The sequence below is a fragment of the Cypionkella sp. genome (genome assembly GCF_036782355.1).
Taxonomy (GTDB): Bacteria; Pseudomonadota; Alphaproteobacteria; order Rhodobacterales; family Rhodobacteraceae; genus Cypionkella.
The window spans coordinates 25,781-50,662 of record NZ_DAIPZF010000024.1; the positions used below are offsets into that span (position 1 = coordinate 25,781).

General features: G+C 54.7%; 23 protein-coding genes. 18 read left to right on the forward strand and 5 right to left on the reverse strand.

Annotated elements, in window-relative coordinates:
* Positions 1-5: 5 nt before the first annotated feature.
* Positions 6-533: an LPP20 family lipoprotein gene (locus V7Q10_RS10575; RefSeq protein ID WP_333869058.1), complete on the reverse strand. Its 528-nt coding sequence runs from the start codon at positions 531-533 to the stop codon at positions 6-8.
* Between the two features lie 250 nt (positions 534-783).
* Here V7Q10_RS10575 and flhA point away from each other — a divergent pair, with 250 nt between their 5' ends.
* From flhA to V7Q10_RS10600, 5 genes are read left to right on the forward strand one after another with little or no spacing between them, the layout of a single operon-like run.
* A complete protein-coding gene (gene flhA, locus V7Q10_RS10580; protein ID WP_442885858.1) occupies positions 784-2,904 on the forward strand; it encodes a flagellar biosynthesis protein FlhA in 2,121 nt (706 codons plus the stop codon).
* A gap of 11 nt (positions 2,905-2,915) precedes the next feature.
* Positions 2,916-4,319 (forward strand): hypothetical protein, encoded by a 1,404-nt coding sequence (locus tag V7Q10_RS10585; RefSeq protein WP_333869059.1) that lies wholly within the window; start codon positions 2,916-2,918, stop codon positions 4,317-4,319.
* Between the two features lie 8 nt (positions 4,320-4,327).
* The gene (locus V7Q10_RS10590) at positions 4,328-5,134 is read left to right on the forward strand and encodes a MinD/ParA family protein (protein ID WP_333869060.1); all 807 of its coding nucleotides are present in this window, start codon (positions 4,328-4,330) and stop codon (positions 5,132-5,134) included.
* 6 nt (positions 5,135-5,140) lie between these two features.
* Entirely contained in the window at positions 5,141-5,860 is a 720-nt protein-coding gene (locus V7Q10_RS10595; RefSeq protein WP_333869061.1) for a sigma-70 family RNA polymerase sigma factor, read from the forward strand.
* Between the two features lie 8 nt (positions 5,861-5,868).
* Positions 5,869-6,285, forward strand: a complete 417-nt coding sequence (locus tag V7Q10_RS10600) for a hypothetical protein (protein ID WP_333869062.1) — start codon at positions 5,869-5,871, stop codon at positions 6,283-6,285.
* 64 nt (positions 6,286-6,349) lie between these two features.
* Here V7Q10_RS10600 and V7Q10_RS10605 read toward each other — a convergent pair whose 3' ends face one another.
* The 3 genes from V7Q10_RS10605 to V7Q10_RS10615 form a co-directional block, all read right to left on the reverse strand.
* Positions 6,350-7,168, reverse strand: coding sequence for a flagellar hook-basal body protein (locus V7Q10_RS10605; protein ID WP_333869063.1), 819 nt, complete (start codon positions 7,166-7,168; stop codon positions 6,350-6,352).
* Positions 7,169-7,236: 68 nt separating this feature from the next.
* Complete coding sequence (locus tag V7Q10_RS10610) at positions 7,237-7,575, reverse strand: hypothetical protein (protein ID WP_333869064.1); 339 nt, start codon at positions 7,573-7,575, stop codon at positions 7,237-7,239.
* Complete coding sequence (locus V7Q10_RS10615) at positions 7,572-8,204, reverse strand: hypothetical protein (RefSeq protein ID WP_333869065.1); 633 nt, start codon at positions 8,202-8,204, stop codon at positions 7,572-7,574. The genes V7Q10_RS10610 and V7Q10_RS10615 overlap by 4 nt, the downstream gene beginning before the upstream one ends.
* 98 nt (positions 8,205-8,302) lie before the next feature.
* Here V7Q10_RS10615 and flgB point away from each other — a divergent pair, with 98 nt between their 5' ends.
* From flgB to flgL, 11 genes are all read left to right on the forward strand, one after another.
* A complete protein-coding gene (flgB, locus tag V7Q10_RS10620; protein ID WP_333869066.1) occupies positions 8,303-8,692 on the forward strand; it encodes a flagellar basal body rod protein FlgB in 390 nt (129 codons plus the stop codon).
* A 2-nt stretch (positions 8,693-8,694) separates the two neighbouring features.
* Positions 8,695-9,111, forward strand: a complete 417-nt coding sequence (gene flgC, locus V7Q10_RS10625) for a flagellar basal body rod protein FlgC (RefSeq protein WP_333869067.1) — start codon at positions 8,695-8,697, stop codon at positions 9,109-9,111.
* Positions 9,112-9,131: 20 nt separating this feature from the next.
* The gene (locus V7Q10_RS10630; RefSeq protein WP_333869068.1) at positions 9,132-9,836 is read left to right on the forward strand and encodes a flagellar hook assembly protein FlgD; all 705 of its coding nucleotides are present in this window, start codon (positions 9,132-9,134) and stop codon (positions 9,834-9,836) included.
* 24 nt (positions 9,837-9,860) lie between these two features.
* Positions 9,861-13,646, forward strand: a complete 3,786-nt coding sequence (locus tag V7Q10_RS10635; protein ID WP_333869069.1) for a flagellar hook-basal body complex protein — start codon at positions 9,861-9,863, stop codon at positions 13,644-13,646.
* A gap of 24 nt (positions 13,647-13,670) precedes the next feature.
* Positions 13,671-14,426 (forward strand): flagellar basal body rod C-terminal domain-containing protein, encoded by a 756-nt coding sequence (locus V7Q10_RS10640; RefSeq protein WP_333869070.1) that lies wholly within the window; start codon positions 13,671-13,673, stop codon positions 14,424-14,426.
* A 71-nt stretch (positions 14,427-14,497) separates the two neighbouring features.
* Entirely contained in the window at positions 14,498-15,286 is a 789-nt protein-coding gene (gene flgG / locus V7Q10_RS10645) for a flagellar basal-body rod protein FlgG (RefSeq protein ID WP_333869071.1), read from the forward strand.
* An 11-nt stretch (positions 15,287-15,297) separates the two neighbouring features.
* Positions 15,298-15,960: a flagellar basal body L-ring protein FlgH gene (locus V7Q10_RS10650; protein WP_333869072.1), complete on the forward strand. Its 663-nt coding sequence runs from the start codon at positions 15,298-15,300 to the stop codon at positions 15,958-15,960.
* A gap of 11 nt (positions 15,961-15,971) precedes the next feature.
* Positions 15,972-17,096 (forward strand): flagellar basal body P-ring protein FlgI, encoded by a 1,125-nt coding sequence (locus V7Q10_RS10655; RefSeq protein ID WP_333869073.1) that lies wholly within the window; start codon positions 15,972-15,974, stop codon positions 17,094-17,096.
* Between the two features lie 9 nt (positions 17,097-17,105).
* Positions 17,106-17,429, forward strand: a complete 324-nt coding sequence (locus V7Q10_RS10660) for a rod-binding protein (RefSeq protein WP_333869074.1) — start codon at positions 17,106-17,108, stop codon at positions 17,427-17,429.
* 4 nt (positions 17,430-17,433) lie between these two features.
* On the forward strand, positions 17,434-21,621 hold the full coding sequence (gene flgK / locus V7Q10_RS10665) for a flagellar hook-associated protein FlgK (RefSeq protein WP_333869075.1): 4,188 nt from the start codon (positions 17,434-17,436) through the stop codon (positions 21,619-21,621).
* 16 nt (positions 21,622-21,637) lie between these two features.
* Positions 21,638-22,930 (forward strand): flagellar hook-associated protein FlgL, encoded by a 1,293-nt coding sequence (flgL, locus tag V7Q10_RS10670; RefSeq protein WP_333869076.1) that lies wholly within the window; start codon positions 21,638-21,640, stop codon positions 22,928-22,930.
* 10 nt (positions 22,931-22,940) lie between these two features.
* Here the strand turns inward: flgL and V7Q10_RS10675 are convergent, their stop codons facing one another.
* Positions 22,941-23,480: a hypothetical protein gene (locus tag V7Q10_RS10675; protein ID WP_333869077.1), complete on the reverse strand. Its 540-nt coding sequence runs from the start codon at positions 23,478-23,480 to the stop codon at positions 22,941-22,943.
* Positions 23,481-23,942: 462 nt separating this feature from the next.
* Here V7Q10_RS10675 and V7Q10_RS10680 point away from each other — a divergent pair, with 462 nt between their 5' ends.
* Both V7Q10_RS10680 and V7Q10_RS10685 read left to right on the forward strand, forming a co-directional pair.
* Complete coding sequence (locus tag V7Q10_RS10680; protein ID WP_333869078.1) at positions 23,943-24,455, forward strand: flagellar basal body-associated FliL family protein; 513 nt, start codon at positions 23,943-23,945, stop codon at positions 24,453-24,455.
* Positions 24,456-24,503: 48 nt separating this feature from the next.
* A complete protein-coding gene (locus V7Q10_RS10685; protein WP_333869079.1) occupies positions 24,504-24,689 on the forward strand; it encodes a hypothetical protein in 186 nt (61 codons plus the stop codon).
* Positions 24,690-24,882 lie beyond the last annotated feature (193 nt).

Here is a 24,882-nt window from a genome sequence, read left to right on the forward strand (position 1 = left end):
GCGCTCTAGGTCCGCGTCCGCCGTGCGACCCGCAGCATCTGCGCGATCATGTCACGATCCACCTCCAGCAGCACCTCGTAGACATCGGGCGATTTCGGCTCGATCCGGACGGTGCGCGCGCCGCGGATCACGCCGGTGACGGTGGCGCGCAGGGTGTCAGATTGCACAACCGCCTCTGCCATCGTGGTGCGGCTGTCCACGCTCAGACCGTGAATTTGCTCAGCCAAAGCCCGCGTTGCATCCATGCGCGCAGCGCGGATCGCCAGCAGCGTCTTTTGCGCCGTATTGCGCCCGGGCTGTACCGAGACAACGGCATAGCCAAGCCCTTGAAGCGTGGGCACCGTCGAGGCCGCCGTGACCGCTGGCGCCGGTGCAGGCTCCAAGGCATTCAGCGCGGCTTCAGTTGCGGCCAATTGCTGCGCCGCGGTTTGCTGCCGCGCGCCGTTATAAGGTGCAGCAGAGCCATTCGGCGCGACACAGCCAGAAACGAACATCAGCCCAAGCGAGAGGGCAACCAAGGGTAATTTGGTCAAAGCGGTCAACTCCTGTTTTGGGGAATGGCAAGAGATGCACCTCCCAACTGGTTTGGCCTTGCCTTGCAGGAAATGTGCCAGATCTCTGCCAACTTAGATTTTAAGCCGATTGGCACAGTTTTTGCTTCTATTTCCCACGAGCGTTTTAACGACGCTGCCGGCGGTGTGAGGTTTTGCTGAAATAAGGCAAAAAGCGCTGCTGGCGGCTTAAAAAGTGCAGATGTTTGAATTTTGACGGCCTGGGGGTGTCATGGAATTGACAGGGGTTACAAACCGTTTGGAGGAGCTGCGGCGCATGCTGCAAGGCTCGGCCATGCCGATCGGCATTCTTGTTTTGATTGCGATGATGGTCCTGCCGCTGCCCGCCTTTCTGCTCGATACATTCTTTGTGTTTAACATCCTGCTGTCGCTTTTGATCTTGATGGTTGCGATGCATTCGCATCGGCCACTGGACTTTTCGTCCTTCCCCAATCTTTTGCTGCTGGCAACGATTTTGCGTCTGTCGTTGAACGTGGCCTCGACCCGTATTGTACTGACAGATGGCCATAATGGGCCAGATGCAGCAGGAAAGGTTATTCAGGCCTTTGGCGATTTTGTGGTGTCAGGCAATTACACTGTCGGGATTTTTGTTTTTATCATTTTGGTGATCATCAATCTTGTGGTGATTACCAAAGGCTCGGGACGCGTGTCAGAGGTCTCGGCGCGCTTTACGCTTGATGCGATGCCAGGCAAACAGATGGCGATTGATGCCGATTTGAATGCGGGCATCCTGACGCCGGAAGAGGCCACCGCAAGACGTAAGGAAATTGGCGAAGAGGCCGAGTTTTACGGCTCGATGGACGGTGCGTCAAAGTTTGTCAAAGGCGATGCCATGGCAGGCATTCTTATTTTGGCGATCAACGTCTTTGGCGGGCTGATCATTGGCGTGGCTCAGCATGACATGGCCTTTGCAGATGCGGCGCAGACCTATGTGCTGTTGGCGATCGGCGATGGGCTTGTTGCACAGATCCCCTCACTTTTGCTGTCTATCGCCACCGCAATCATTGTCACGCGGGTTTCTTCGGCAACGGATATGGCGGGGCATATCAGCACACAGGTTGGCCTGTCACGCGCCTGGATCCCGACGGCTGCGGTGGTGCTGATGATCGGCCTTGTGCCCGGGATGCCGAACGCTTTGTTCGGGATCTTTGCTGCCGCTGCGGGCGGCATTGCCTATGTTTTGCACCGCAAAGAACAGGCAAGCGCCGAAGAGGTCGCCCCAGAACCAGAGGCCGCTCCATCGCAGAATTCCGACATCATATCGCTTGAAGATGTGACGGATTACTCGCCGATTTCGGTGCAGCTGGGATACGGGCTTGTTCCGCTGGTTGACGAAGATCGCGGCGGCCAGCTGACGCGCCGCATCACCTCGATCCGCCGCGATGTGTCGCGCTCGATGGGGTTTGTGGTGCCGGGGGTGCGGATCCGCGATGATTTGGGCCTGCGTCCAAACCAATATCGCATTCGCATTGGTCAAACCATTGTTGGCGATGACGAGGTCTACCCCGACCGTAAACTCGCCATTCCAGACGCCAAATCGGCCGTCAAGATTGACGGGATTGAGGCGAAAGACCCCTCTTTTGGCGTGGATGCCGTCTGGATCCGCCCTAACCAACAGGCGCAAGCCGAGGCGCAGCACTATGTGGTAATCGAGCCGACCAGCGTGATCGCAACCCATCTGAGCCAGCTTTTGCTGAAACATGCTTCCGATCTGGTTGGGCAAGATGATGTGCAATTCATCCTCGACAATCTGGCCAAATCGTTTCCGCAATTGGTGCAATCGGTGGTACCAAAGATCATCTCACTGCCGGTGATGACCGAGATTTTGCGGATCTTGCTGTCAGACGGCGTGCCGATTTCGGATATGCGCCGGATTCTGGAGGGTCTGGGCGGCTCGGCCGGGCGGGGCAAATCGCCCGCCGATATGGCGGAATCGCTGCGTCCGGCATTGGCGCCGCTGCTGATCCAGCAAGTCACAGCGCTTGGGCAAGCCATGCCTGTCATCACGCTGGCCCCCGAATTGGAACAGCTGATGCTGAGAACAATGCGCCAAGCTGGCGACGAGGGCCTGATGCTGGACAACAAATTGGCCGAGACTTTGGTCCGATCGATCAATGACGCCTCTGAGCGGCTGGCCGCTGAAGGCCGCCCCGCCATTTGCGTGGTTGCGCCGCAAATTCGCCGACCCTTTTCGAACTTCGTCAAACCCCATGTGCCGCAATTGATCATTCTTGGCTTTAACGAACTGCCCGAAAACCGCCATGTCGAAGTGGTGGCCTCGATCGGTGCGACGGAAAGCCTCGCGACACCCGCAGCACCGCAGAAAGTATGAGGTAACGCGCCATGCCAACAATCACCGTCACCGCCCCCGACAGCGCGCTTGCGATGGACGAAATCATGCGCCGCCTTGGCGATGGGGCTTTCATCCTTTCGACCAAAAGCCATAACGGCCAGATCGAAATTCGCGCCACAAATGATCCGCTGCCGGTAAAAAATGACAAGCCGGAAAAGGCTGACAAACAATCTTTTGGCGAGCTTTTTGCCAAAGTTGGCTTTGCGGACGAGCATTTCGTCTTGAACCGCCCCCGCAGCAATGCCCCACATCCGCAGGCGGGCGACAAGACTTTGAGCTTGGTTCAGCCCCCAGAGGAGGCCAAAGCCCCGAGCAACGCCGTTCATGTCACGCTCGAAGATCCCGTGCAAAGCGCTCTCGCGCCAAGCAAGCCGCCCCATAATGACAGCAGCACCGCGTTTTTGGAGGGGATGTTTGACAAAATTCGCAGTTTTGATGCGGTGCGAGAGGGGAAAATCGAAGATCTACGGCGGCGTCTTGAGCGGGCTATCGCAGGCGTTGAAGCGGCTCGGGCGGCGGCAGATTTTGCCGAAGCCGAGGCGCGCGCCCTTGAAACCGCGCGCGAGCAATTGCAAAGCGAGGTGCGCGAATTGACCGCAGCGCTTGTGGCGACCAAAGAAGCGCATGCGCGCATTGGCGAAGAGGATGCGCTGCTTGCAACCGGCTTTGACGCCCAATTGGTCGGCCGTTTGACGGCGGCGGCCTCGGGCAACCGGCACCTCGACTTTGCTTCGGGTCTGGCGCGTGAAATCGCCGCCGCCCAATCACAATTAAGCTCGGTCCTCGAGGGCGGAGGCTTGGTGGTCGCGGGGCCAAGTGGGGCTGGCAAAAGTCACCTTGCAGCTAAATTTGCAGCGCTGCTTAAATTAGCGTTTCCTGAAAGTCGGGTGCAATTGGTCTCTGTTCCGTATCAATTCGATAATATCACACTTTCGGGCCTTGCTCGGCAAATCGGCATTGATCACTCTTATCTAGAAATCGAAGACCTTTCGGATCTTTCGCATTTCGATCCTGATCTGCGTCTGGTTCTAGATATAAATCTAACTGGCGCACAATTGGGCCAATTGCGTCCGCAGCGTGTTGGAAAAGAACCGCTCCCTGTTGTTCTCGCTATGCCTGCTGGCCAAAGCCTTGGGCGGATCAACCAAACCCTTGCGCACTACGAAGGCATTGCATCGCAAATCGCCCTAACCAAGCTGGATGAATACGAATGCGACGCGGCTGAACTTTGCGCCTATGCGACCTCGACTTTACCCGTAGGATGGTTGTCGGGCACCCAAGATATTGAAGGAACTTTAAACGAAGCCAGTGTCGAAGTATTCCGAGATTATATAATAGGACTGCTACCAGAACAATCGCCGGTCGAGGCGACAACTCAGCTCGCTGCGGAATAGGAAAAAGTATGCCTCACTCTATTACAATCGCAAGCGGCAAAGGCGGAGTTGGCAAGACGTCAATATCGGTCAACCTTGCTCTGATGCTGCAAAAGCTGGGTAAGCGCATGACCTTAATGGACGCCGATTTTGGTTTGGCAAATACCCATATTCTGCTTGGCATGAATGCAAAAAAATCTTTGGCAGATGTGATTAGCCTGGGCAAACCGGTGGAAGAGGCCATTGAAATCGGGCCAAACGGGGTGCAGCTTTTGGCGGGCGGCAGCGGCATGATTGATCTTTTGCATATGTCGCAGGCCGATCGCTTTGATCTTGTTAGAAAAATGGATGCGCTTGCTGATAAAACCGACATCCTTTTGGTCGATGCGCCAGCCGGCGCAGCCGATAGCACGCTGGATTTTATGGCGGCCTCTGACCGTGTGGTTGTGGTGATCGTCGCAGAACCAACCTCCTTTATGGATGCATATGCGCTGATTAAAGCCTCGCATTTGGAACGAAAATTGCAAAGCTTTTCTATTATCGTAAATATGGAGAACAGTGCAGTGGAAGCTCAAAAGCATTTTGAAAAATTTCGAGCGATTTGCATGCGGTTTTTAGACGTAGAGCTGACCTTTTTGGGAAATGTTCCAATGTCGCAAAGGATGCGGCGCGCTGTGGCTGCGCGCAAACCCGTGCTGCTGTCTTCATCCGACACGCAAACGGTCGAGCATGTCGCCTTTCATGACATTGCGCTGCGGCTCTTAAGCGCTCCCCAAAATATCAACGGCGGCATTCGCTTTTTTCAAGCAGCGAATGGTACGATGGAGCAGGTGTGACGTGACATGAACACCCAATACAGCGAAATGAGGCCATCTCCGCAGAACCTGATTGAGTCAGAGCTTAATCAAGTCCGCCGGATCGCGCATTTTTATCATGGCCGCGTCAGGGGCGTGATTGAAATTGAGGATCTAATTCAGGTCGGCAATCTTGGCTTGATAGACGCGGCCCAAAGATATGTTCACAGAGATGGTGTTACTTTTGGATCCTATGCCGGCATTCGTATTCGGGGCGCCATTGTTGATCACTTGCGTCGCGCGTCGCATTTGTGCCGCACGACAATTGCAATGCGGCAAAAAGTAAACCGCGCGACGGAAAGCTTAGAACGTCGATTGCAGCGCATGCCGAGTGCCACGGAAATCGCGGCAGAAGCGGGGATGAATATCCACGAATATGAAGAGTGGCGCGTTGTTTTTCAGGCGAATACCCATAACACAATAGATGAAATGATGGATGACTTTTCCATTTGGTTTCATTCCTCGGATGACAATCCTGAAGACCATTTAGCCAAAGTGCAAATGAAGGCGTCTCTGCGCCGCGCATTGGAGGTTTTAAGTGAAAAAGAGGCTTTGGTGATTCAGTTGTATTACGTTGAAGAGTTGAACGTTTACGAAATCGCCGAGGTACTAGAAGTAACCACTGGCCGCGTGTCGCAAATCAAAAAGGCAGCCATTTTACGACTGCGCGATCGTTTGGCCGAAATTACAGGCGAAGCTATTGGGTGAGAGGGAATTTGAAAAATCCACCAAACCTTGAAAGGCTATCCAACTTACAAATGTTCGTGCAAAGTGCAGAACTGCGCATATTAGGTATTCATTCGCGTCTGACCTTAGAAGTCTCTTGCCAGTTATCGAATATCGCGCGGGGCAGTTGCACGCTTTCTTTTCATCCTGTTGATGCCATTCCGCTGCACGCTCTTGGAAAGATCGAGGTGCCGATACATCGACCTGTGATGCATGGAGATTTGTCGATAACCCGCAGTCTTTTTGATCTTTTGCGTCACGAATTGCGCCATGTGACCAGCCGCCCTGCAAGTATCGTTTTAGCCTTGGCCGAAGAAATTGCAGTGACCAGCCTTGGCGATTTATGGCTTGATAAAACAACCACGCTGACAGTGCGTGACATGTCGGTGATTTTGCCTTTAGTTTAAACAGCAAGGCGGGCGAAATCCTTTAAGATCGCGCCCGCCTAGCCTTATAAAACAACCACAGCCTTTAACGCTGCGTCAGCTTTTCAATCATATCAGAGTTGGTCTGAAGAATCCGAGCGGCGCCGGAGAATTGTTGCTGCGCCCTAATCATGCCTGTCATCTCGACTGTCATATCGACGTTGGATGTTTCCAGCGCACCGCTTTGCACCTGTCCATATCCATCAGCGCCACCAATACCATAGGCGGGCTCACCAGAATTCACTGTCGGCTCAAATCGCGAAATACCAAGCGAGCGCATAGCCAACGGGTTGGGAAATGTCGCCAAGCCAATCTGGCCTAATTTGGTCACGGTTTGGCCATAGGTCCCAAAAATTGCGCCGTCTTTATTGATTTCAAGGGCCGATAACTTTGCACCATCCTTCTCATAGGGCACATTCAGCTTTGTTAAGGATCCAGAAGACAATTCTGCACCATCTGCTAAATTTGAGAAGCCCATAATATAAGCCCCATCGGTTGCGCGCATATCCCCGCTTGCATCAAGCGAAAATTCACCATTGCGTGTAAAAATACGACGATCGCTGATCGCCCCATCCGTGGTGGGGGGGGCCGTTACAAAAAGACCACTGCCCGACAGAGCAAGATTCAAGACACCATCGCGATTTGCCAAGTTACCTTGCGAAATGCTCCGGCGGGTCGATTCCACCGCACTGCCAAGGCCAGTTGTTAAACGCTGAACGGATTCAGCCGAAGCGGCACCGTAAAGATCAGAAAAACTCACATCGCTGCGCTGGAACGCCGTCGATCCAGCATTGGCAATGTTGTTTGAAATTACGGCAAGTTCGTGCATCGCAGTGGACATGCCAGATCGAATAGTACCATACATTTTCGGCTCCTTTAAGCACGGGGGGTAGCCAGCTTTTGCATAAAGCGTGCCAATCCCCCGTCAGCGCCTCACATGCTGAAACTTTTAACCTGACAATCAGCCAGCACGGTTTGCTTGCCCTGACTTAGAAAAACTCTTTTCGCGTTCAGATCAATCATCCATAAGATCGGCGGTGTCGATAAAATCAGCATATCTTGGCTGGTCTTGGCAATGGGCAGCTGCTGCTCGCCAGAGGGGCGCGAAAGAGTGACCCGATCGCCTACAGATCGGTCAATAACACGCAGCTCAAACGGGCCGGTGAGCGCGCTTGTGCAGCTAAAAGACAGCTGCTCGAAGCGTCGAAAGGCGGCGCAATCGTGCAAAACCGCGCCCATCGACAGCAGAGAGGCAAAAACCAGCTTGCTCATGCGCCAGCCTTTTTTGCGCTTGGGGCTTTGGGCTTGCGCGGGGGCTTATCTGGCGTGATCGGCTCGGCCGCAGCGACGGCTGGTTCCTCAACCACTTCGGCCTTGCCCGCGCTGACAAGCTTGCTGGCATCTTCTGGCTTGACCGCGATTGTCGAGCCTTCGAAGAAAACCATCCCGTTCACCTCAGCTTCGGCTAAGATTCTGACCTTTTGCCAAGGTTTTGATGTTGGAGTTGCTGGACTGATTGGGCTGGCCTCGGTTTCGGGGTTTGGTTTGGCCAGCCTGTCGCCGTCTGCCCCGCCCAAGGACATCAGTTTAAGCTTGGAGGAGATCTCGGGTTTGGGCGCCAGAACGTCTTGCACAAGCGCGGGCATCTGCCCCTTTTGCAAAGCCTCCAGCCGCCGCCGCACGATCCAGGTCTGCGCCGCCAGATTGGCAAGCCGGTTGTCCTCGGTTGTTTGTCCTTCAAAGGCACCCTGCAAGTTCGCCAAAGCATCCAGCAGCGACAGATTGCCAAGCGCAGTCAAGAGCTTGGCGCGCGCGCGCTCGAGCTTTGGGCTGAGTTTGGGATCTGCGGCCGAAGCAGGGAGGCTGCGCAGGGCATCAAGGTTTTTCAGGGGGGGTGACATTTTTTTCTCCCAAGACTGACAAGTTGGCACTGTGCTTGCAAATTCCGCTCCAACTCGACCTCGCAGCTTTAAAAAACACAAGGCCTCCAAGTATCGCCATGGACAGTATCGCCGCTTCTTTGAACGTTCACGCTCAGGCTCTTGATTTGCGCAACAAGCGCAATGAAATTCTGGCCTCTAACATCGCAAATGCGGCAACGCCGCACTTCAAAGCCCGTGACCTTGATTTCAATGCCGAACTGGCCAAACATCTCGACACCGGCGGCCCGCTGCACACAAGTGACGCCCGCCACATTCCACAAGCAGGCGTTGGCGGCCCAACCAACCTGAAATATCGTGTTCCGACCGAACCCTCTTTGGATGGCAACACGGTCGAACTTGCAGTCGAGCAGATGCAATTTTCGGAAAACGTGATCCGCTATCAGGCCTCTCTCAGCTTTCTAAATCGCCGCATCAGTGGCCTGCAATCTGCGATCAAAGGGGAATAATCATGGATAAGATCACCTCGGTCTTTGATGTCGCCGCGCGGGCCATGTCGTCGCAGATGACGCGGCTGAACACCGTTGCCTCTAACCTTGCAAACGCCAATTCGGTCGGCAGCTCGCCCGAGGATACCTTCAAGGCGCTGCGACCGGTTTTTGCGACGCAATATGCTGAAAAAATTAACAAATCCGGCCTAGCCACCGTGGGCGTAGATGGCATCGTGGCTCTAGACCGCGAGCCTGGCAAAGTCTTTGCCCCCGACCATCCAAAGGCCAATGCTGATGGCTATATCTTTCGAGCCGCCGTCGATACCGACGAAGAAATGGTCGAGATGCTGGAAGCCTCGCGCCAATATCAAAACAATCTTGAAGTCCTGTCCACCCTGCGCAGCTTGATGATGCGCACGGTGAACATGGGCCGTTAATCCGAAAAGGATCTGTTGCAATGGCTACCATCGACCCAAGCAATGCCGCTCAGCAAGCCCTGTTTGACAAACTGGGTATCTCGACCTCAACCGGCAAAACCACAAATGCGAAACTTGGCAACAGCAACCTTGGTCAAGATGAATTCTTGAAGCTGATGACAACGCAGTTGCAAAACCAAGATCCCTTTGCCCCGATGGACAATGGCGATTTCATCGCGCAGATGGCCCAGTTTTCCAGCGTGACCGGCATTCGCGAAATCTCGACGGGGATTACGGCGCTTTCTGACGAGATGAAAAAGCTGCGCGTGGCGACGGCCTCTAACCTGCTGGGTCATTCGGTTCTGGTGCCGGGCAACATCGCGCGCCCCGACAGCAATGGCGAGATCAACGGCGTGATCGACCTGCCCGCGGCCTCGAGCACCACGCGTGTGTCGTTCTCGGACGCGGAAACCGGCGAATATCTTTACCAACTGGATCTTGGCAGCCAGCCCTCTGGTCTGGTCGGCTTTAGCTGGACTGACATTCCGCCCGAAACGCTTGCCAAGCGCCACGCGATCCAAGTGGATGTGGCCGTTGATATCGGCAAAGGTCAAGAAAACCTGCAACCATCAGTTTTTGCACGGGTTCTGGCCGCATCGGCCGCTGGCACAAGATCTGATGATATGATGCTGGACGTTCAAGACTATGGCGAAATCGCCACCAGTGACATCACCAAATTCCGCTGATCCCCGCACCGAAAGGCAAAACCCATGTCGTTTTATACAGCACTCACCGGACTTAACGGCGCGCAATCAGATATTTCTGCGACGTCGAACAACATCGCCAACGTTGGCACCACCGGTTTCAAGCGCAGCCGCGCTGAATTTGGCGATATCTTCGCCACCTCGCCCTTGCAGAATTCGTCTTCCTCGATCGGTTCGGGCGCTATCCTGAAAGGGATCAAACAGCAGTTCACGCAAGGCAATATTGCGTCCTCGTTGAACGCGCTCGATCTTGCGATTTCGGGCCAGGGCTTTTTTGCGCTGAAACCCTCGCTGACATCGTCGCAAACGGTCTATACCCGCAACGGATCTTTCAACGTCGATAATGACCGCTATGTCGTTGATAGTTCAGGGCAATATCTGCTGACCTTCCCCGTCAACACCGATGGCTCTGTTACCGCGAAAGACCTTGAAAGCGCGGTGCCCTTGCAGTTGCCGGTGACCTCTGGCGATCCGAATGCGACATCCAACATCCAGCTGGGCGTGAACGTGCCCGCCGGCGCGCCCGTGATCACAAGCCAGGCCAAGTTTGAAAATGGCTATGTATTTAACCCTGACGACCCCGAGAGTTATACAAACTCGACCTCGATCACCATCTTTGACGATCTTGGCAATCCGACCATCGCCACGATCTATTTTATCAAAACCCAAAATGCTTCGGCGACGGATCCAACCAATAAATATGACACGCGCCTTGTGATCAATAATACGATCATCAATCCAAATTTGGTTGCCGCCGTGAATGACACAGGAAGCCAGATTTTTGTTGACCGCTTTGGCAATCAAACCACGCACGTGCCCGATGATAACTATTTCCTCGAAGGCAAAGGGTCTCCACTTTATAAACTGGATGATTTACAAACCAAGGTTGCCTCGCAACCTGCCTCCATACGCGGCGAGCAGGCCGGTTTTGATTTTGGCGAAGAGGGCGATAAGCTGGTTGAAATCGTCACCGACCCCTTGATGTTTTCTGCCACCGAAGAAGGCGGCAATAGCAATTCGGGTGTTTTCTGGGGCAAAGATTTCTTGCTGGTCAATGTCGATGACAGCGATGCCCCTGTGTCCATTGATTTGCGGCCTGGAAAATATAATGCCACCCAGCTTGCCGCCGAGGTAGAGCGGGCCATTAACGAAGCTTATGGCGATGACAAAAAATTTCAGATCGTTCAAAACGTAGATGATGAACTGACGATTGATCTTTACAAACTTGGTCTGGATGGCAGCCCTGTCTCGCTTGGCGAAGATAAGATCACAGTCGATCTTTTAAAAGAAACTTCCGTTTCGGAATTGTCTGGCATCGCAATTGATGGGGCCTCGCCCGATTTTACCAAGGACGAGTTCTTGGTGCATGTTCAGCAGCGCATCAATGCGACGCTGAACGATTATATTGATCCCACAGGCAACAACGGTGCCGCGACCCTCGGGGTTGATGGCCGCATGTTCACCCGCGTTTTAGGCGAGAAAATTGACCAAACGCCAACGGCCCCTGCAATCATCCAGATTGATCACAATACCGGAACTGATGGCATAACGGCGGCGACGGAAACAAAATATCTGGCCTTCTCCAATTTTGGGAATAAAGCCTCGCTTTCGGTCTTTGACAAAAGCGTTTTGCTGCAAGCGCCCGCTGACACCAATAAGTTCACTTATGATCCGACCCAAAATACGATCACGATGTATGTGCCCTCGGGCAGCTACGACCCAAAATCAGCCACTATTCAACTTCAAGGGCCCACCACAGGTCAATTTGGCGCGCTCTTAAACGGCAGAACGGTTCGATTGATCGACTCTGCAGGCACCACTGCGAATGGCTTTACCAAAATCCAAATCGACGCCTCCGGCCTCTCTTTATCAGAGACTGGCTTTTCGTTTGACGCTGCGGGCGATCCAATTACGCTTTTGTTCAATCCGTCGTCTGACGTACAGGCCTTCTTTGAAGGGTCAGACAATGGCACAGAGGGTGTTCTGACCACTTTTAACAGCTCAAAGATCGTCCTGCGCGAAATTGGTGCGGATGCAAACCGCAGCACAGCGGCTTCTTCTTATGATCATGCTTTTGTCATTAGCAAAACCAACTTGAATGCGACAGAATTGCAAGCTGTTAGCAGCCTTGGCCTGAGTAAATTGCTGTATGACGGTACCGACGCCACAACGATTGCCTCTTCAACTGCGAACATCAATTCGGTCAACAAGCTGAATTGGGTCGATGAGACCAATCCTGCAATTAAGGTTTCTTACGACGAGATCAATCAAAGGCTGCAATTCTCTGTCGACAGAACAGTTTTAGGCACTGGCACAGGATCAAACTTTAACTCCTTCACAGTTTATGGATCGGCAGATGCCCAAGATACAAATAATCTTGGCATTCCAGACAGTGGCAATGCCTCTCAGGTGCTTATTCGCGGCGGTGAAATCCTGTCAGCCGAAAGCTTTGTTGCCGACGGCGAAGAGATTCAGCTGAACGACAAGCGCTATGGTGTCACGGTCAATTACAAATCAGACACGAAATCTTTCGTAATCAATTCAGGTACAACAGGTGAAAAGATTGCAGCCAATGGTGCCATCGGCGTCACGGCATCGCAAAAAGCCTCGAATATCCAGATTGGGCGCCGAACCCTGAATGGGGATGGCACTGTGGATGCAAGCGAGGTCATCAACCTGGACAATCGGATTATTGGCGGTGGTGAAAATGCGGTCTTCGGTTTTGGTGTGACAAAGTCGGATTACCTTTTTAACGCGGGAACCGGACTCGCCTCGCAGCCTGCAATTGCGACGGGCCGCGCTGCTCAAAGCGATCTGACCCAAGTATTCCGTCTTACTGGTAATGGTGGTGAAAACATATTTAATATCTCGGTGAACGGCATTGCCGGGATCATTGAAATTCCACCTGGAAATTATGTAGGTACAACCCTTGCCACAGCGCTTGAAGAGAAAATAAACCAGATTGCCGATACTCTGACCGGCGAGGGTGTTGGCGGTGTGACTGTTCGCTATTCTGCAGCAACCAATAACTTTACGTTTATGACAGGCACCACCGGCGATACCTCGACAATCAAGGTAAAAGGGACGGCGCAGCTTGGGCTTGAAGATGTGCCGTTGGGGGTTGGATCTGTCCCTAAAATCTACAATCTCGTGCAAGCCAAAGATGCCGATGGTGTGGCGCTTTATGTTGACGCGGATGGCAATGTGGTAAAATCTCCGCCAGATAATATGGTTACAGGCTATTATCCGCTTTATATCGATGAGGGTGAACTGACTTTCGACAAAACCGGTAAGCTTGTTAGCCCAAAGAATATGGTGCATTTCGAACAACAGGCCGATGGGTTTTCGATCTCGCTTGATGTCGACTTCGCATCCTCGACCCAATATGCACAGCCCTTCTCGGTTTTGTCAGTTGAACAGGATGGTTACACTTCGGGCCGACTTGATGGTCTTGAAATCGACAGTTCTGGCACGATTCGTGCAAACTACACGAACGGTCAGAACAAGCCGTTGGGTAAAATCATGATTGCAACGTTTAATAACCAAAACGGACTAAAGCAGGTGGGCAATGCCACCTATGTTGCGACAGCCGTTTCGGGAACGCCGCAAGTGGGTGAGGCGGGATCCGAGGGGTTCGGCAGCATTCAATCCGGTTCTTTGGAACGCTCAAACGTTGATATCACAGAAGAATTGGTCAACTTGATTACCGCCCAGCGGAACTTCCAAGCCTCGGCCAAAGCAATTGAGACCACGACCACCCTGACCCAAACCATCATTAATATCCGGATGTAAGGGTCGCTTAAAAGGACGAAACCCATGGACCGCATGATCCACACTGCGCTGAATTCAATTCGCAATATCTATGATATTCGCTATACCACATCACAGAATTTGGCCAATATGGTGGTTCCTGGGTTTCGCCGTGAAATGCCAAACGAAGGCGGCAGCGGCTTTTTACTTGATAACGGTCAGCTGAGCGCGCGCGCCTTTGCTTTGGAAATGGGGCCGGCTCAGTTTTCTGAAGAATCCGGCGCAATCAACCCTTCTGATTTGCCAACCGACGTAGCTTTAGTCGATGAGTCTTATTTTATCACCGACCCAGGTGATAATAACTTTGCTCTTTCACGGCGCGGCGACCTCAAAACAAATGCCGAAGGTCAGCTCACTGACGGCGCAGGCAGCCTTATGATGTCCAGCACGATGCAGCCGTTGAACGTGCCAGCCTACCGTGAAATTCAGATCACCCAAATCGGCGAGATTCTGGTCAATCCGCTGCAAGCCGAAGCGGGCACTTTTATTTCAGCGGGATTTATCGGAACCACGACGCCGCAATCAAAGTTAGTCAAAGATCTTGATGGCCATATTCGCTATGCTGACAGATCAGCTATTACGCCTGATCAATCGGGAACGATCATGCAAAACGCCTTGGAGGCCTCGAACGTTAATCCAGTTGAGGAGCTGGTGAATTCGATGCAGATGCAGCGCCAATTTGAGATAAACCTGAAGCTTATATCGGCAGCGAAAGAATTAGACGAAGGCGGCGCGCAATTGTTGCGCATGCCCAACGAGTAACTCATTTTTATAAGCCGGTCTGGCACGGCGTTTGCAATAGTCCTTGTATCAGTTTCAAAAGGACTTGAGCCATGTCTTCCAGCGCTATGCATGTTGCGACAACCGGTCTTAATGCTCAACAGCTTAAGATGCAGATCATTGCCAACAACTTGGCAAACGTTAATACAAACGGCTTTAAACGCGATCGCGCGAATTTTGAAAGCCTGCTTTATCAAGTGATGCGCTCGGGTGGCGCGCAAACTTCTGATGGAACGATGCTGACCTCCTCGTCCACCATTGGAACCGGGGTGCGGCTGGTTTCGACCGACAAGCTTTATACCCAAGGCAGTCTAACCAGCACCGAAAACTCGATGGATATGGCCATCGATGGCCAAGGCTTCTTTCAGGTTCTGCTGCCAGATGGGCGAATGGGCTATACCCGAAATGGCGCCTTTTCGCGTGACGCAAATGGCACTTTGACCACGGCCTCGGGCTATGTGGTGCAACCAGAGATCCAAATTCCAGATGGCGCAACAGAAATTAACGTCGGCGCAAATGGCGTGATCACAGTTTTGGTTGGGGGGTCTTCCTCGCCGCAAGAAGTTGGTCAATTAACGCTTGTCGATTTCACCAATCCGCGCGGATTGCAGCCAATTGGGGAAAACTTTGTGGTTGAGACACCAGCATCTGGTGCGCCGATTGAAGGCAACCCCTTTGAAGGCGGCTTTGGTAAAATCACTCAAGGCTATTTGGAAGGCTCGAACGTCAATGTGGTTCAACAACTTGTCGATATGATCGAGACGCAACGGGCCTATGAAGTCAGCTCGAAATCAATCACCGCGGTTGATGAAATGATGAAATATATCTCGAATAATCTGTAAGGTAACGCATCATGACGGCGAATGTTGCTGCAAAAATCGGATTGTGCCTTTTGGCTTTAAGCGCCTGCTCGGAAGTGATCGAAGAAAAGGCGTCTGTCGATTATCAGCCCGTGTACACCCTGCCCGAGGCAATGGATCCTATGGCAATGCCGACGGGTGGAATTTATTCCAGCGCTCAGGTTGGGCTTTTTGCCACTGACCGACGCGCGGGACGCGTGGGCGATATTTTAACCGTCGCCTTCACAGAAAGCTTTTCGGCCACAAAATCGCAAAACGCAGCTGCGGCGAAATCAAGCAACGCGAATTTGGCTGTGCCACTTTTGGGTTCTACCCTCGGCACCAAGTTGGCAACGGGCACAGACCAGAATTTTACGGGATCAGGGTCTGCGGCGCAGTCGAATTCGCTGACAGGGCAGGTTTCGGTGCATGTCATTCGCGTCTTGCCCGGCGGGAATCTGGAAATCTTGGGCCAAAAGCGGCTGACGCTGAACAATGGCGATGAATATATTCGCGTCAAAGGCATCGTACGTCCCGAGGATATTTCTTCGGATAACGTCGTGCAGTCTGATCGTATTGCGGATGCTGATATTAAATATGTCGGTGCTGGCGAATTGGCAGACACCGGCAAACAAGGCTGGCTTGGCCGCGCTTTGACATCTGTAAATCCGTTTTAAGGAGCAACGCCATGACGCCTTTATTGCGCATCGCAATCACCACTTTGATCCTGCTTTTGCCAAGTTTTGCCTCGGCAGAACGGATCAAGGATATTTCCTCGATTGCGGGCGTGCGGGGCAACCAATTGATTGGCTATGGCATTGTTGTGGGCTTGGCGGGATCGGGCGATGGCAGCACCGGCCTGACGCTGCAATCGATGGAGGCGATGGTGTCGCGTTTTGGTATTGTCACGAATGCTGCGGGGCTGAATGCCAAGAACGCGGCCGCGGTTATGGTGACGGCCGAGCTGCCAGCCTTTATCAAACCAGGGCAGAAGATGGATGTGACCGTGTCGACCGTGGGCGGGGCCAAGTCTTTGCGCGGCGGCACCTTGCTGATGACGCCACTTTTGGGGGCCGATGGCGAGACCTATGCCATCGCGCAGGGCAATCTTGTGGTGGGCGGTCTGGGTGTCGAGGGGGCTGACCAATCCTCCCTGGTGGTGAATATCCCGACAACAGGTCGGGTTTTGGGCGGGGCCACGGTTGAAAAAATGGTTGAGACCAGCTTTTTGGAAACTGAAAACCTGATCCTGAACCTGAACCGCGGCGATTTCACGGGCGCGCATAATATGGCCGAGGCGATCAATGAGATGTTCGGCGCAGGCGTCGCGGTGCCGCTGGATTCAAGTTCGATCCGCGTGCGCGCGCCGCAAGATGCATCGCAGCGGGTTTCCTTTGTTTCCTTGCTAGAAAATCTCGAGATTAAGGATGCTGAACCTCCGGCACGGGTGATCGTGAATTCGCGCACCGGCACCATCGTGATCGGCGGCAATGTGCGCGTGACGCCAGCTGCGGTAACGCATGGGTCCCTGACGGTGAAGGTCAACGAAAACCCCACTGTCACCCCGAATTCAAATGTAGCGATGAACGGCAATCAAACCGTCGTCACCCCTGCGGCGCCAACGGTAACACCCAACAGCCAGATTTCGGTCGATCAACCGAATGTGCGCGCCTTTGTCTTTGATGCCGGCGTCTCGCTGTCGTCTTTGGTGGATGCGATCAACGCAGTTGGGGCCTCGGCCTCGGATCTTGTGGCCATTCTGGACGCCCTGCATGAAGCCGGCGCGCTGCATGCCGAACTTTTGGTGATCTGAGGACAGATGATGGACAAACTCGCAGCGCTTCCCCTGCCCTTACCCGCCCAAGATGCAGGCTTTGGCCGGCCAAATATCTCGACCCGCAACGCAGGGGCGGGCGAGTTGCGCCAGGCCGCCGAGGAGTTCGAGGCGATGTTCGTGCGCATGATTATGGCCGAGGGGCATCAGGCGAAATTGGCAGATGGCCTGTTTGAAAGCGATAAGGACGACGCCTTTCAATCCATGCTCGACAACGAATATTCGCGCTCTGTGGCAGGGCAAGCCGATCTGGGCATAGCCAACGCGCTTTACGCACAATTCGCCAAGAGCCTGCCGAAAGAGGGGGAATGATCCGGTGTCAAGCCTTCTCGACATCGCCTCTAGTGGGATCCAAGCCTATCGCAAGGCGCTGGCGGTTACCGGCCAAAACATTGCCAATATCAACACCGAAGGCTATCGGCGCCGCGAAATCTCACTGAGCGAAGTCTCTGGCGGCTCGAGTGACATCACCACAATTTCCGATCAAACCGGATTAGGTGTTCAGGTAACTGACATTGCCCGCGCCTTTGATGAGTTTCTTGCCAGCCGAACCCGCGGTGCTACGGCAGATTTTGGTGAGGCAGAAGCCAGCCAAGTTAGCCTGGAGGCGCTTGAAAAAACGATTCTGCCCAGTGACTACGACCTGACCTATTTCTTAACCGAGTTTTTTGACGGTCTCAGCTCGATCGCCCAAGCCCCTGCCGATCTGTCAGGGCGCGTGGTAGCGATGAGCCAAGGCGAGGCTTTGGCGGGGGCCTTTGGCCAGACGGCTTCGGCGCTTTCCAGTTTGAAAGATCAGATTTTAGCACAGGCGAAAATCACCGTAACCGAGGTAAACTCGCTGCTTTCGGGGCTGCAAAACACCCAGCGTCAGGTCATTGCCACTTCGGCAGGATCGGGGGCGAACGCGATTTTGGACTCGCGCGATAACACCCTGTCTAATCTGTCGCAATACATTGGCACCACCTTGGAAACCATGTCGAATGGTGCCGTAAAGCTGCGGCTGGGGGCCTCGGGCAATGGGCCAATCTTGGGCACTGTCACCGATGTTGGATCTTTGGCAGTGCAAGAGGGGGACGGCCGTCTGATTGTGTTGGCGGGCCAAAACCAGGGACTTTCCGAGACACAGGAAGTCACCTCGGGGCGTTTGGCGGGCTTAATGTCCGCCTATGAGACCGTCTCTTCAACCTTGGACAAACTGGACGCGCTTGCAAAGCAATTGGCCACCGATTTCAACAGAGTGCATGCGCAGGGTCTGTCTTTGGACGGCAGCGCGGGCGGGATGATGTTCAGCGCTGACGCTTGGTCGATCGCGCGTCCTCAGACCAATCTGGGCGATTTCTCGACCTCGGTAAGCGCCGATCAGGTGATCCCCAGCGGATCGCAGCCCGCAAGCTTTATCTATGACAGTAAAACTGCAAATTGGATCGGCACGCTGGCCGATGGCAGCCTGGTCAAAAGCCCTAAAGCCAAGATTGTTTTGGAGGGGGTCACCGTTACGATCACCGGCCAACCGGCGAATGGCGACAGCTTTATCTTGGCGCCTTCGGTGGGCAAGGCTGAAAACATGCGGTTCCTGCTGAAGCGCCCCGAGGAACTGGCGGCCGCGGCAATGGTTATGGCCAGCGCGGATGCTGGCAACATGGGCAGCGCCGAGGTCACCCTTGTTGGCAGCGGCAAGATAGATCCAGCAAACCTGCCGCTGCTTTCGGATGTGACGGGCAATGATGTCTCGGGGCTTGCAGGCGCGCGCTTGCGGGAAAATGGTGCGATTGGGCTTATTCCTGCGGGCACGGCAAGCGTCGATCTGGTCTCGCTGACACGACAAGAGCAGATCGGCTTTACCCTAACCACCGAACAATCCCGCACGGCGGCGGGCCTAAGCTTGACCCTTGCCGACGGCCCCTATGCGGGATCGCATAGTTTCAGCTGGCCGAACAATTCGCCACTGGCAGGCGATGCCGGCACGACAGAGCAGATTGCCAAAGCGCTTAACACAGGGGCGCTGACAGATGCCAACGGCTTGAGCCTTGCCGATCTTGGGCTTTACGCCGCGGGTGCGGGCACAAACCTGACGCTTGCCTCGCAGACAGCAAGCCTTGGCGCCGGCAGCCTTGGCGGTGTGACAGGCACGGTGACGCCGCGCATCTCGAGCGCCAGCGATATTCAGGTCTTTACCCGAGAAGGTGTGCAGATCGCAGGCACCGCTCTCAGCCAAGCCGATGTCATCCGCTATCTGACGGCCGCGAACGGTTTTTTGCCCGATGCAGAGTATCGCGCAGACTATCTGAACACCAGCTATCGCGGCATGACTGTGGATCGGGCCAGCGCAAGCGGCAGCGCAAGCCTGACACTTGGCGGCGCGGGATTTGCCCCCTATCAGCAGGCCGGCAGCAGCTTGGCCGCGCGCTCAAGCGAGGGCGGCAGCCTTGTGTTGACGCTTGCGGGCGAGACCAGCCCCATCGCCCTGCCCCAAGGTGCCATGGCGGGTTATATCGCCTCTCTGATCAACAAACAGTCAGCCGATACCGGCATTCACGCCGATGCTAGTACTAAGCTTGCCTTTTCCGAGGTTCCCGACGGCGTGATCTCGTTTCAGATCATTGGGGCCAATAGCACGGCTATCACGATCAGCGCCGGCGTCTCGAATGGTTCTCTCACCGAACTGGCCCGCGCGCTGAATGCCCAAAGCAGCGCCACAGGCTTCAGCGCCAGCCTGAGCAATGACGGCAAGCGTTTGGCTCTTAGCAGCACGCTCGGCGATGATTTGGCCTTGACCAGTGTGACCAGCAGCGGAGGCGCCTTCAAGATTGGCGCAGTCGATGCAAGCGGGGCATTTTACGGCACAGCAGAAACACTGGGCGGGGCAGCAGGCAACAGCAGCTTGCGGCTGGGCGGCATGGTAACGCTGACATCGGCGCTGGACTTTAGCGCCAGCTTTAACGGTGGCGCAGCTATGGCAAGCCAGCCCGATGCCTTTGTCCAAGGCCTGATGCAGCGCAGCCTTGATCCGGCCGGCAGCTGGCAAGAGATTGATTTCAAGCTTACCGAAGGGCTTGATAGCAATGAAGCCGGTGCCGAGGGGCTGTTGGCCTCGGTGGGGGCGACGACACTGTCCTTAAGCATTGGCGGAGAAACCGTCAGCCTAAAGGCCAACAGCCTGACCGATCTTTTGCCATCAACCGTGGCCAGCGCAATGGCGCAAAGCCTACGAGCCAAAGGTGCCGTACCTGCGCTGACAGGCGTGGCGCTGGCCAGCCTGCCCACAGAAGGCACGCGGATCTCTGTGATGCTGGGCCGCGAAACCTATCAGCTTGAGATGGTAGGTGGCGAGATAAGCGTGACCGGCCCCGAAGCCGATCGCGTGACGGCCTATTTCGACCCCAGCAACAGGCTGCGTCTTGCGGCAAGCGATGGCACGCTGTCAGGTCAGGCGCTAACACTTTCGCCCGATACGCCAAGCGCGCTTGCGGCAGCTTTCGGCCTGACCTCTGCCGCTGCACGCCAGATCACCGGACGGGCCTTTACGCCGCCGCTGGCCGATGCCAGCTTTACTCTCGAGCTTGATTACGCCGGCGCGGTCAGCACGGCCACGATCAGCTATGATCTTGCCACGCAAACCTTTTCAGCCACGGGGCTGCCAAGCGGGGTCAGTTTTGCGGTTGTGAAAAACGCAAACGCTGCGCCGCAGATCCAGCTTTCGACCGCGGGAAATGATCAAAACAGCCTGCGGTTTCTGGCGGGCGACGATGCAAAAACCCTTGGCCTATTCACCGCAGGCGCGCAAGTGACCCTGACCGAGCGCGGCCTGCGGTTTGACGCAGTCGATGGCGCAGCGCTGCAAGTTTCGGGATCAAGTCTTGCCCAAACCGGCGATCGTCTGCGCCTGAGCGGCGTTCCCAATGAAGATCTGATCGTGCTGGTAACAGGCAACGGCGGCCGCATTATCGCCAGCGCCCTGAGCCCGCCACAGCCCCAACAAAGCGCCGAAATCCCAAGCCTGTCTTTGCGCGTCATGGATGCGGCCAGCGGGCGGATTGAGATTATCGATCAGGCCAGCGGCAGTTCGATTGCAACGCGGTATCTGGGCGCAGACGGGCTTATTTCGGCGGCAGGCTATACCTTCCGGCTGAATGGCGCGCTGGCCAATGGCGATCAGTTTACGGTCACGGCCAATCTGAAAGGAACGGGTGACGCCAGTAATATTCTTGCGCTGATGGCGCTGGAATCCAAAGATGCAGGGACCGGTGTAGGAGGTTTTCGCGAAAGCTTTGGTGCCATTGTGACCGAAGTTGGCGCCAAGACCCGCGCCACCAAGGTGAATGCCAGCGAAGCTATGGCGCGCCGCGACGCAGCCGCCGAACAAGATGCAGAATACTCTGGTGTAAACCTAGATACCGAAGCCGCCCGCATGCTGGAGCAACAACAAGCCTATCAGGCCTTGGCACGGGTTTTGCGGACATCCACGGAACTGCTGCAATCCCTTCTCGACGCACTTCGTTAACCAAAAGAGGCTTAAAATGGCAATCAGCACCAAGCAATTCAATGACCAGACGGTGCGGCTTTTGGGCCAGATGAACGATCTGGCCGTGGGCTACCAAAGGCAGATTGCCACCGGCAAGAAAGATCTTGCGCCATCGGTGGCCCCCGTGGACTCGGCCCGCCTCTCTGCCGCCGAGGAAATTGACGCCCGTATCCAGCGCTATCAATCCAATATCAACAGCGCCGAAAACCGGCTGAACCTTGCCGACAACGTGCTGTCGCAGGTGGAAACCCTGACCACGCGCGCCTACGAGCTGGCCATTCAAGGCGCCAACGACACCTATTCCGCCGCCGACCGCCAAGCGATGCGGATCGAAGTTGACCAGATCACCGAAAGCCTTGTGTCCTTGGCAAATACCAAAGACACGCTTGGAATGTCGTTGTTTGGTGGCTTTCAGGCTCAGGGTGCAAGCTTTACGGAAGGCTTGGATGGGCGGATCAGCTATCAAGGCGATTTGGGCCAGCATCGGATCAAGGTCTCGGACACGACCGAGCTTTCAACCGGTATCGACGGCGCAACCGCCTTTATGCGCGTCGGCACTGCCGAGGGGCCAATCTCGGTTTTCGAAGTGCTGCGTGGGTTGTCGCAGGCGCTGACCACCTCGAACAGTCTGGCAACTTCGGCCACACTCGACACCGCTGGCGGGGCGCGGGTTACGGTCTCGGCAGGCCGCAGCCCAATGCAGCAAAGCTTTACCCTAACCGGCAGTCAGGGCGCGGCACATATTTCAGCCGAGATCATTGACGGCTCGCCTGGCGCTCTGATTGCTGCGATCAATGCCCAGACCTCGATCACGGGGATCACCGCTATCGCCGAGGCAGGCACTGGCAGCTTTGTGCTGACTGACCTTGCCAAAGGTGCAATTCAGCTGACAAATTATCAGGTTTCCGGTCAAAAAACCGCGCAAGATCCGCTGCGGGGCGCGCTGACCCTTACGCCACTGGATGCCAGCGGCACTGCGGCTGGGCCTGCGCAAACCTTGGCCGATGCAGACCAGGCCATCACAGCTTCGGTGGGGCTTTTGTCAAATGTGACCAATCACATCTCGACGCAGCGTGCCAAAATCGGCGCCTATGCCAATGCTGCCATGGTGCAACACTCGAACCTAGAGGAGCAGTCGGTTTTTGTCCAAAAAGCCAAATCGGAAATTGCCGATGCCGATCTGGCAGACCTTATCACGCGCTTGCAAACACTTTTACTAAACCGCGACGCCACACAGCAGGCCTTTTCAAAAATCAGCCAACAATCGCTTTTTGACTATCTACGCTGAGCGGCGGCTCTCAGCCCTCGGGCTGGTCGCGAAAGAAAATCCGAAACCTTTCAACATCTTGCCAGCGACGCCCGATTTCGCCCTGCTCTAGCCGATTGGCCAAAACAATCGGGGCTTGCGGCGTTTTGGGCACTTCGGCATCCGCAACTTTCAGCACGGCAAGCAAATGCGCATAGGCATCGGCGCTGTCAGAACGGCCCGGCGCGCTGATCCTTGGCACCAAAGGACCGTCCGAGGCGGCCTCATTGGCGGCAAATAACCCGCCAATAGATCTGGCAGGGCCCGTGCTGGGGCGGCGAGCGTCTACGCCCTGCCCGTTGCCCGTCCGCCCCTCTTGCACCCTATTTAACGTCACCAAAAACTTGGCATGATAGGCAGTGCCGCGATCTGGATCATTGGAATGATACCGCTGAACCGCCGCGCTCCAACTGCCAGATTGCGCACGCAGGGTTTTTAGAAACTCGATGGCATAAGCGATATTTTGTTCTGGATCCATCATTGCAGCAAGCGAGGCAAAGCGTTCGCCGTGCCAGCGATAATTGATCTGCATGCAGCCGATATCAACATTGCGCTGCCCTTTCGCAAGAAAAGTTTGCAAGAAAGCCAAAGCGTCAGTGCTGCTTTCAAAATAATGCCCCTGCCCGCCGGTATTAAGCGTCCAAGGCCAAGCTTTGGTGCCGCCTTTTCCCGAACGGCCAGACTCAATGCGGGAAATCGCCGGCAGCAGACCATCTGGCAGCCCTGCTGCTGCACCAAGCCGTGCGGCAATAGCCTCGCAATCAGGTGATGATGCAGCCTGACCGACCGTTGACCAAATTTGGCAAAGGCTTAATATCAGAGTGGCAAGGAACCAATTTCGAATTGTCATGCCTTCAGGTTGCAATCTGCGGGCCAGACTCTAATATTTAGGGAATTTGCGTCGTTTTAATTTTCTGAGAGCTATACCCGGGGAAATAAAGCAATGATCAAAGAGGCCCTTGGTTTTTTTGCCACCTATGTGATGCCGGCGGCTTTGGTCGCGGGCGGCTTTTCGGCTGGGCACATTTCAGTGCAAGGTCAAAGCGATCGCTTAACGGCCTATCGGATTGAACACGGGCTCATTCCTGAACCCGCCGAGGCGCCCGTCATCGCTGAGGTGGCAGCAGATGTGCAATTGGATGCCAATGGTCAACCGATTGCGCCCTCGCTTTTGTTGCCAAGCTATCGGTATTTTGAAATTCCGGTTCCTTTTACCGGAAACTTTGACACCTCAAAGCGCTTGTACAAACTGCAATTGGCGCTTTCGATCCATCAGTCAACCTGGGAAAGCGATGCGACCATTGCCAAGCTGGAAGAATTTGAGCCGCAAATTCGTCCTGTTATTGTAACGGCTTTGATTGGTGTCAGCGAAGAAACCCTGCGCAGCCGTGAAGGTCGCCAAGCCCTTTTGGCGCAGATCCTGATCGCCGTGAATGACCAGCTGATAAAGCTAGAGCTAAAACCCGTCATTGAAGATGTGGTTATTACGGATCTTGCACTCACCTGAATTGGCATCGGTTTTGCATAGCTTTTCTTAAGATATGAGGAGCATGCAATGACCAAAACACAGTACAAGGATGACGAGGCGCTTTACGCGCCCTTGGCAGGGTACGGCGTCGAGATTCAGTTCTTTGACGAAACCGACAGCCCCGAGACGCAAGTGACCCTGCCCTTAGTTCATTTCTTCAACCAAAACGCCGCATTGGGCAGCAGCCTTCCGCTAGGCCGTTGGCTTAAATAGCGAACGATTTCCGCAACATTTGCCTTCGAGGTTCGCGCTGTATCCATCACCAGTGCAAAAGCCTGGAATGGGGTCTTTTATCCTTTATGCCGCGCATAAAAAAGGCCCCCGAGTGGGGGCCTTTTAAGGATTACCTTTTTGAAACTTAGCCTTGCAGCAGCTGCAACACGCCTTGCTTGGAGGCATTCGCCTG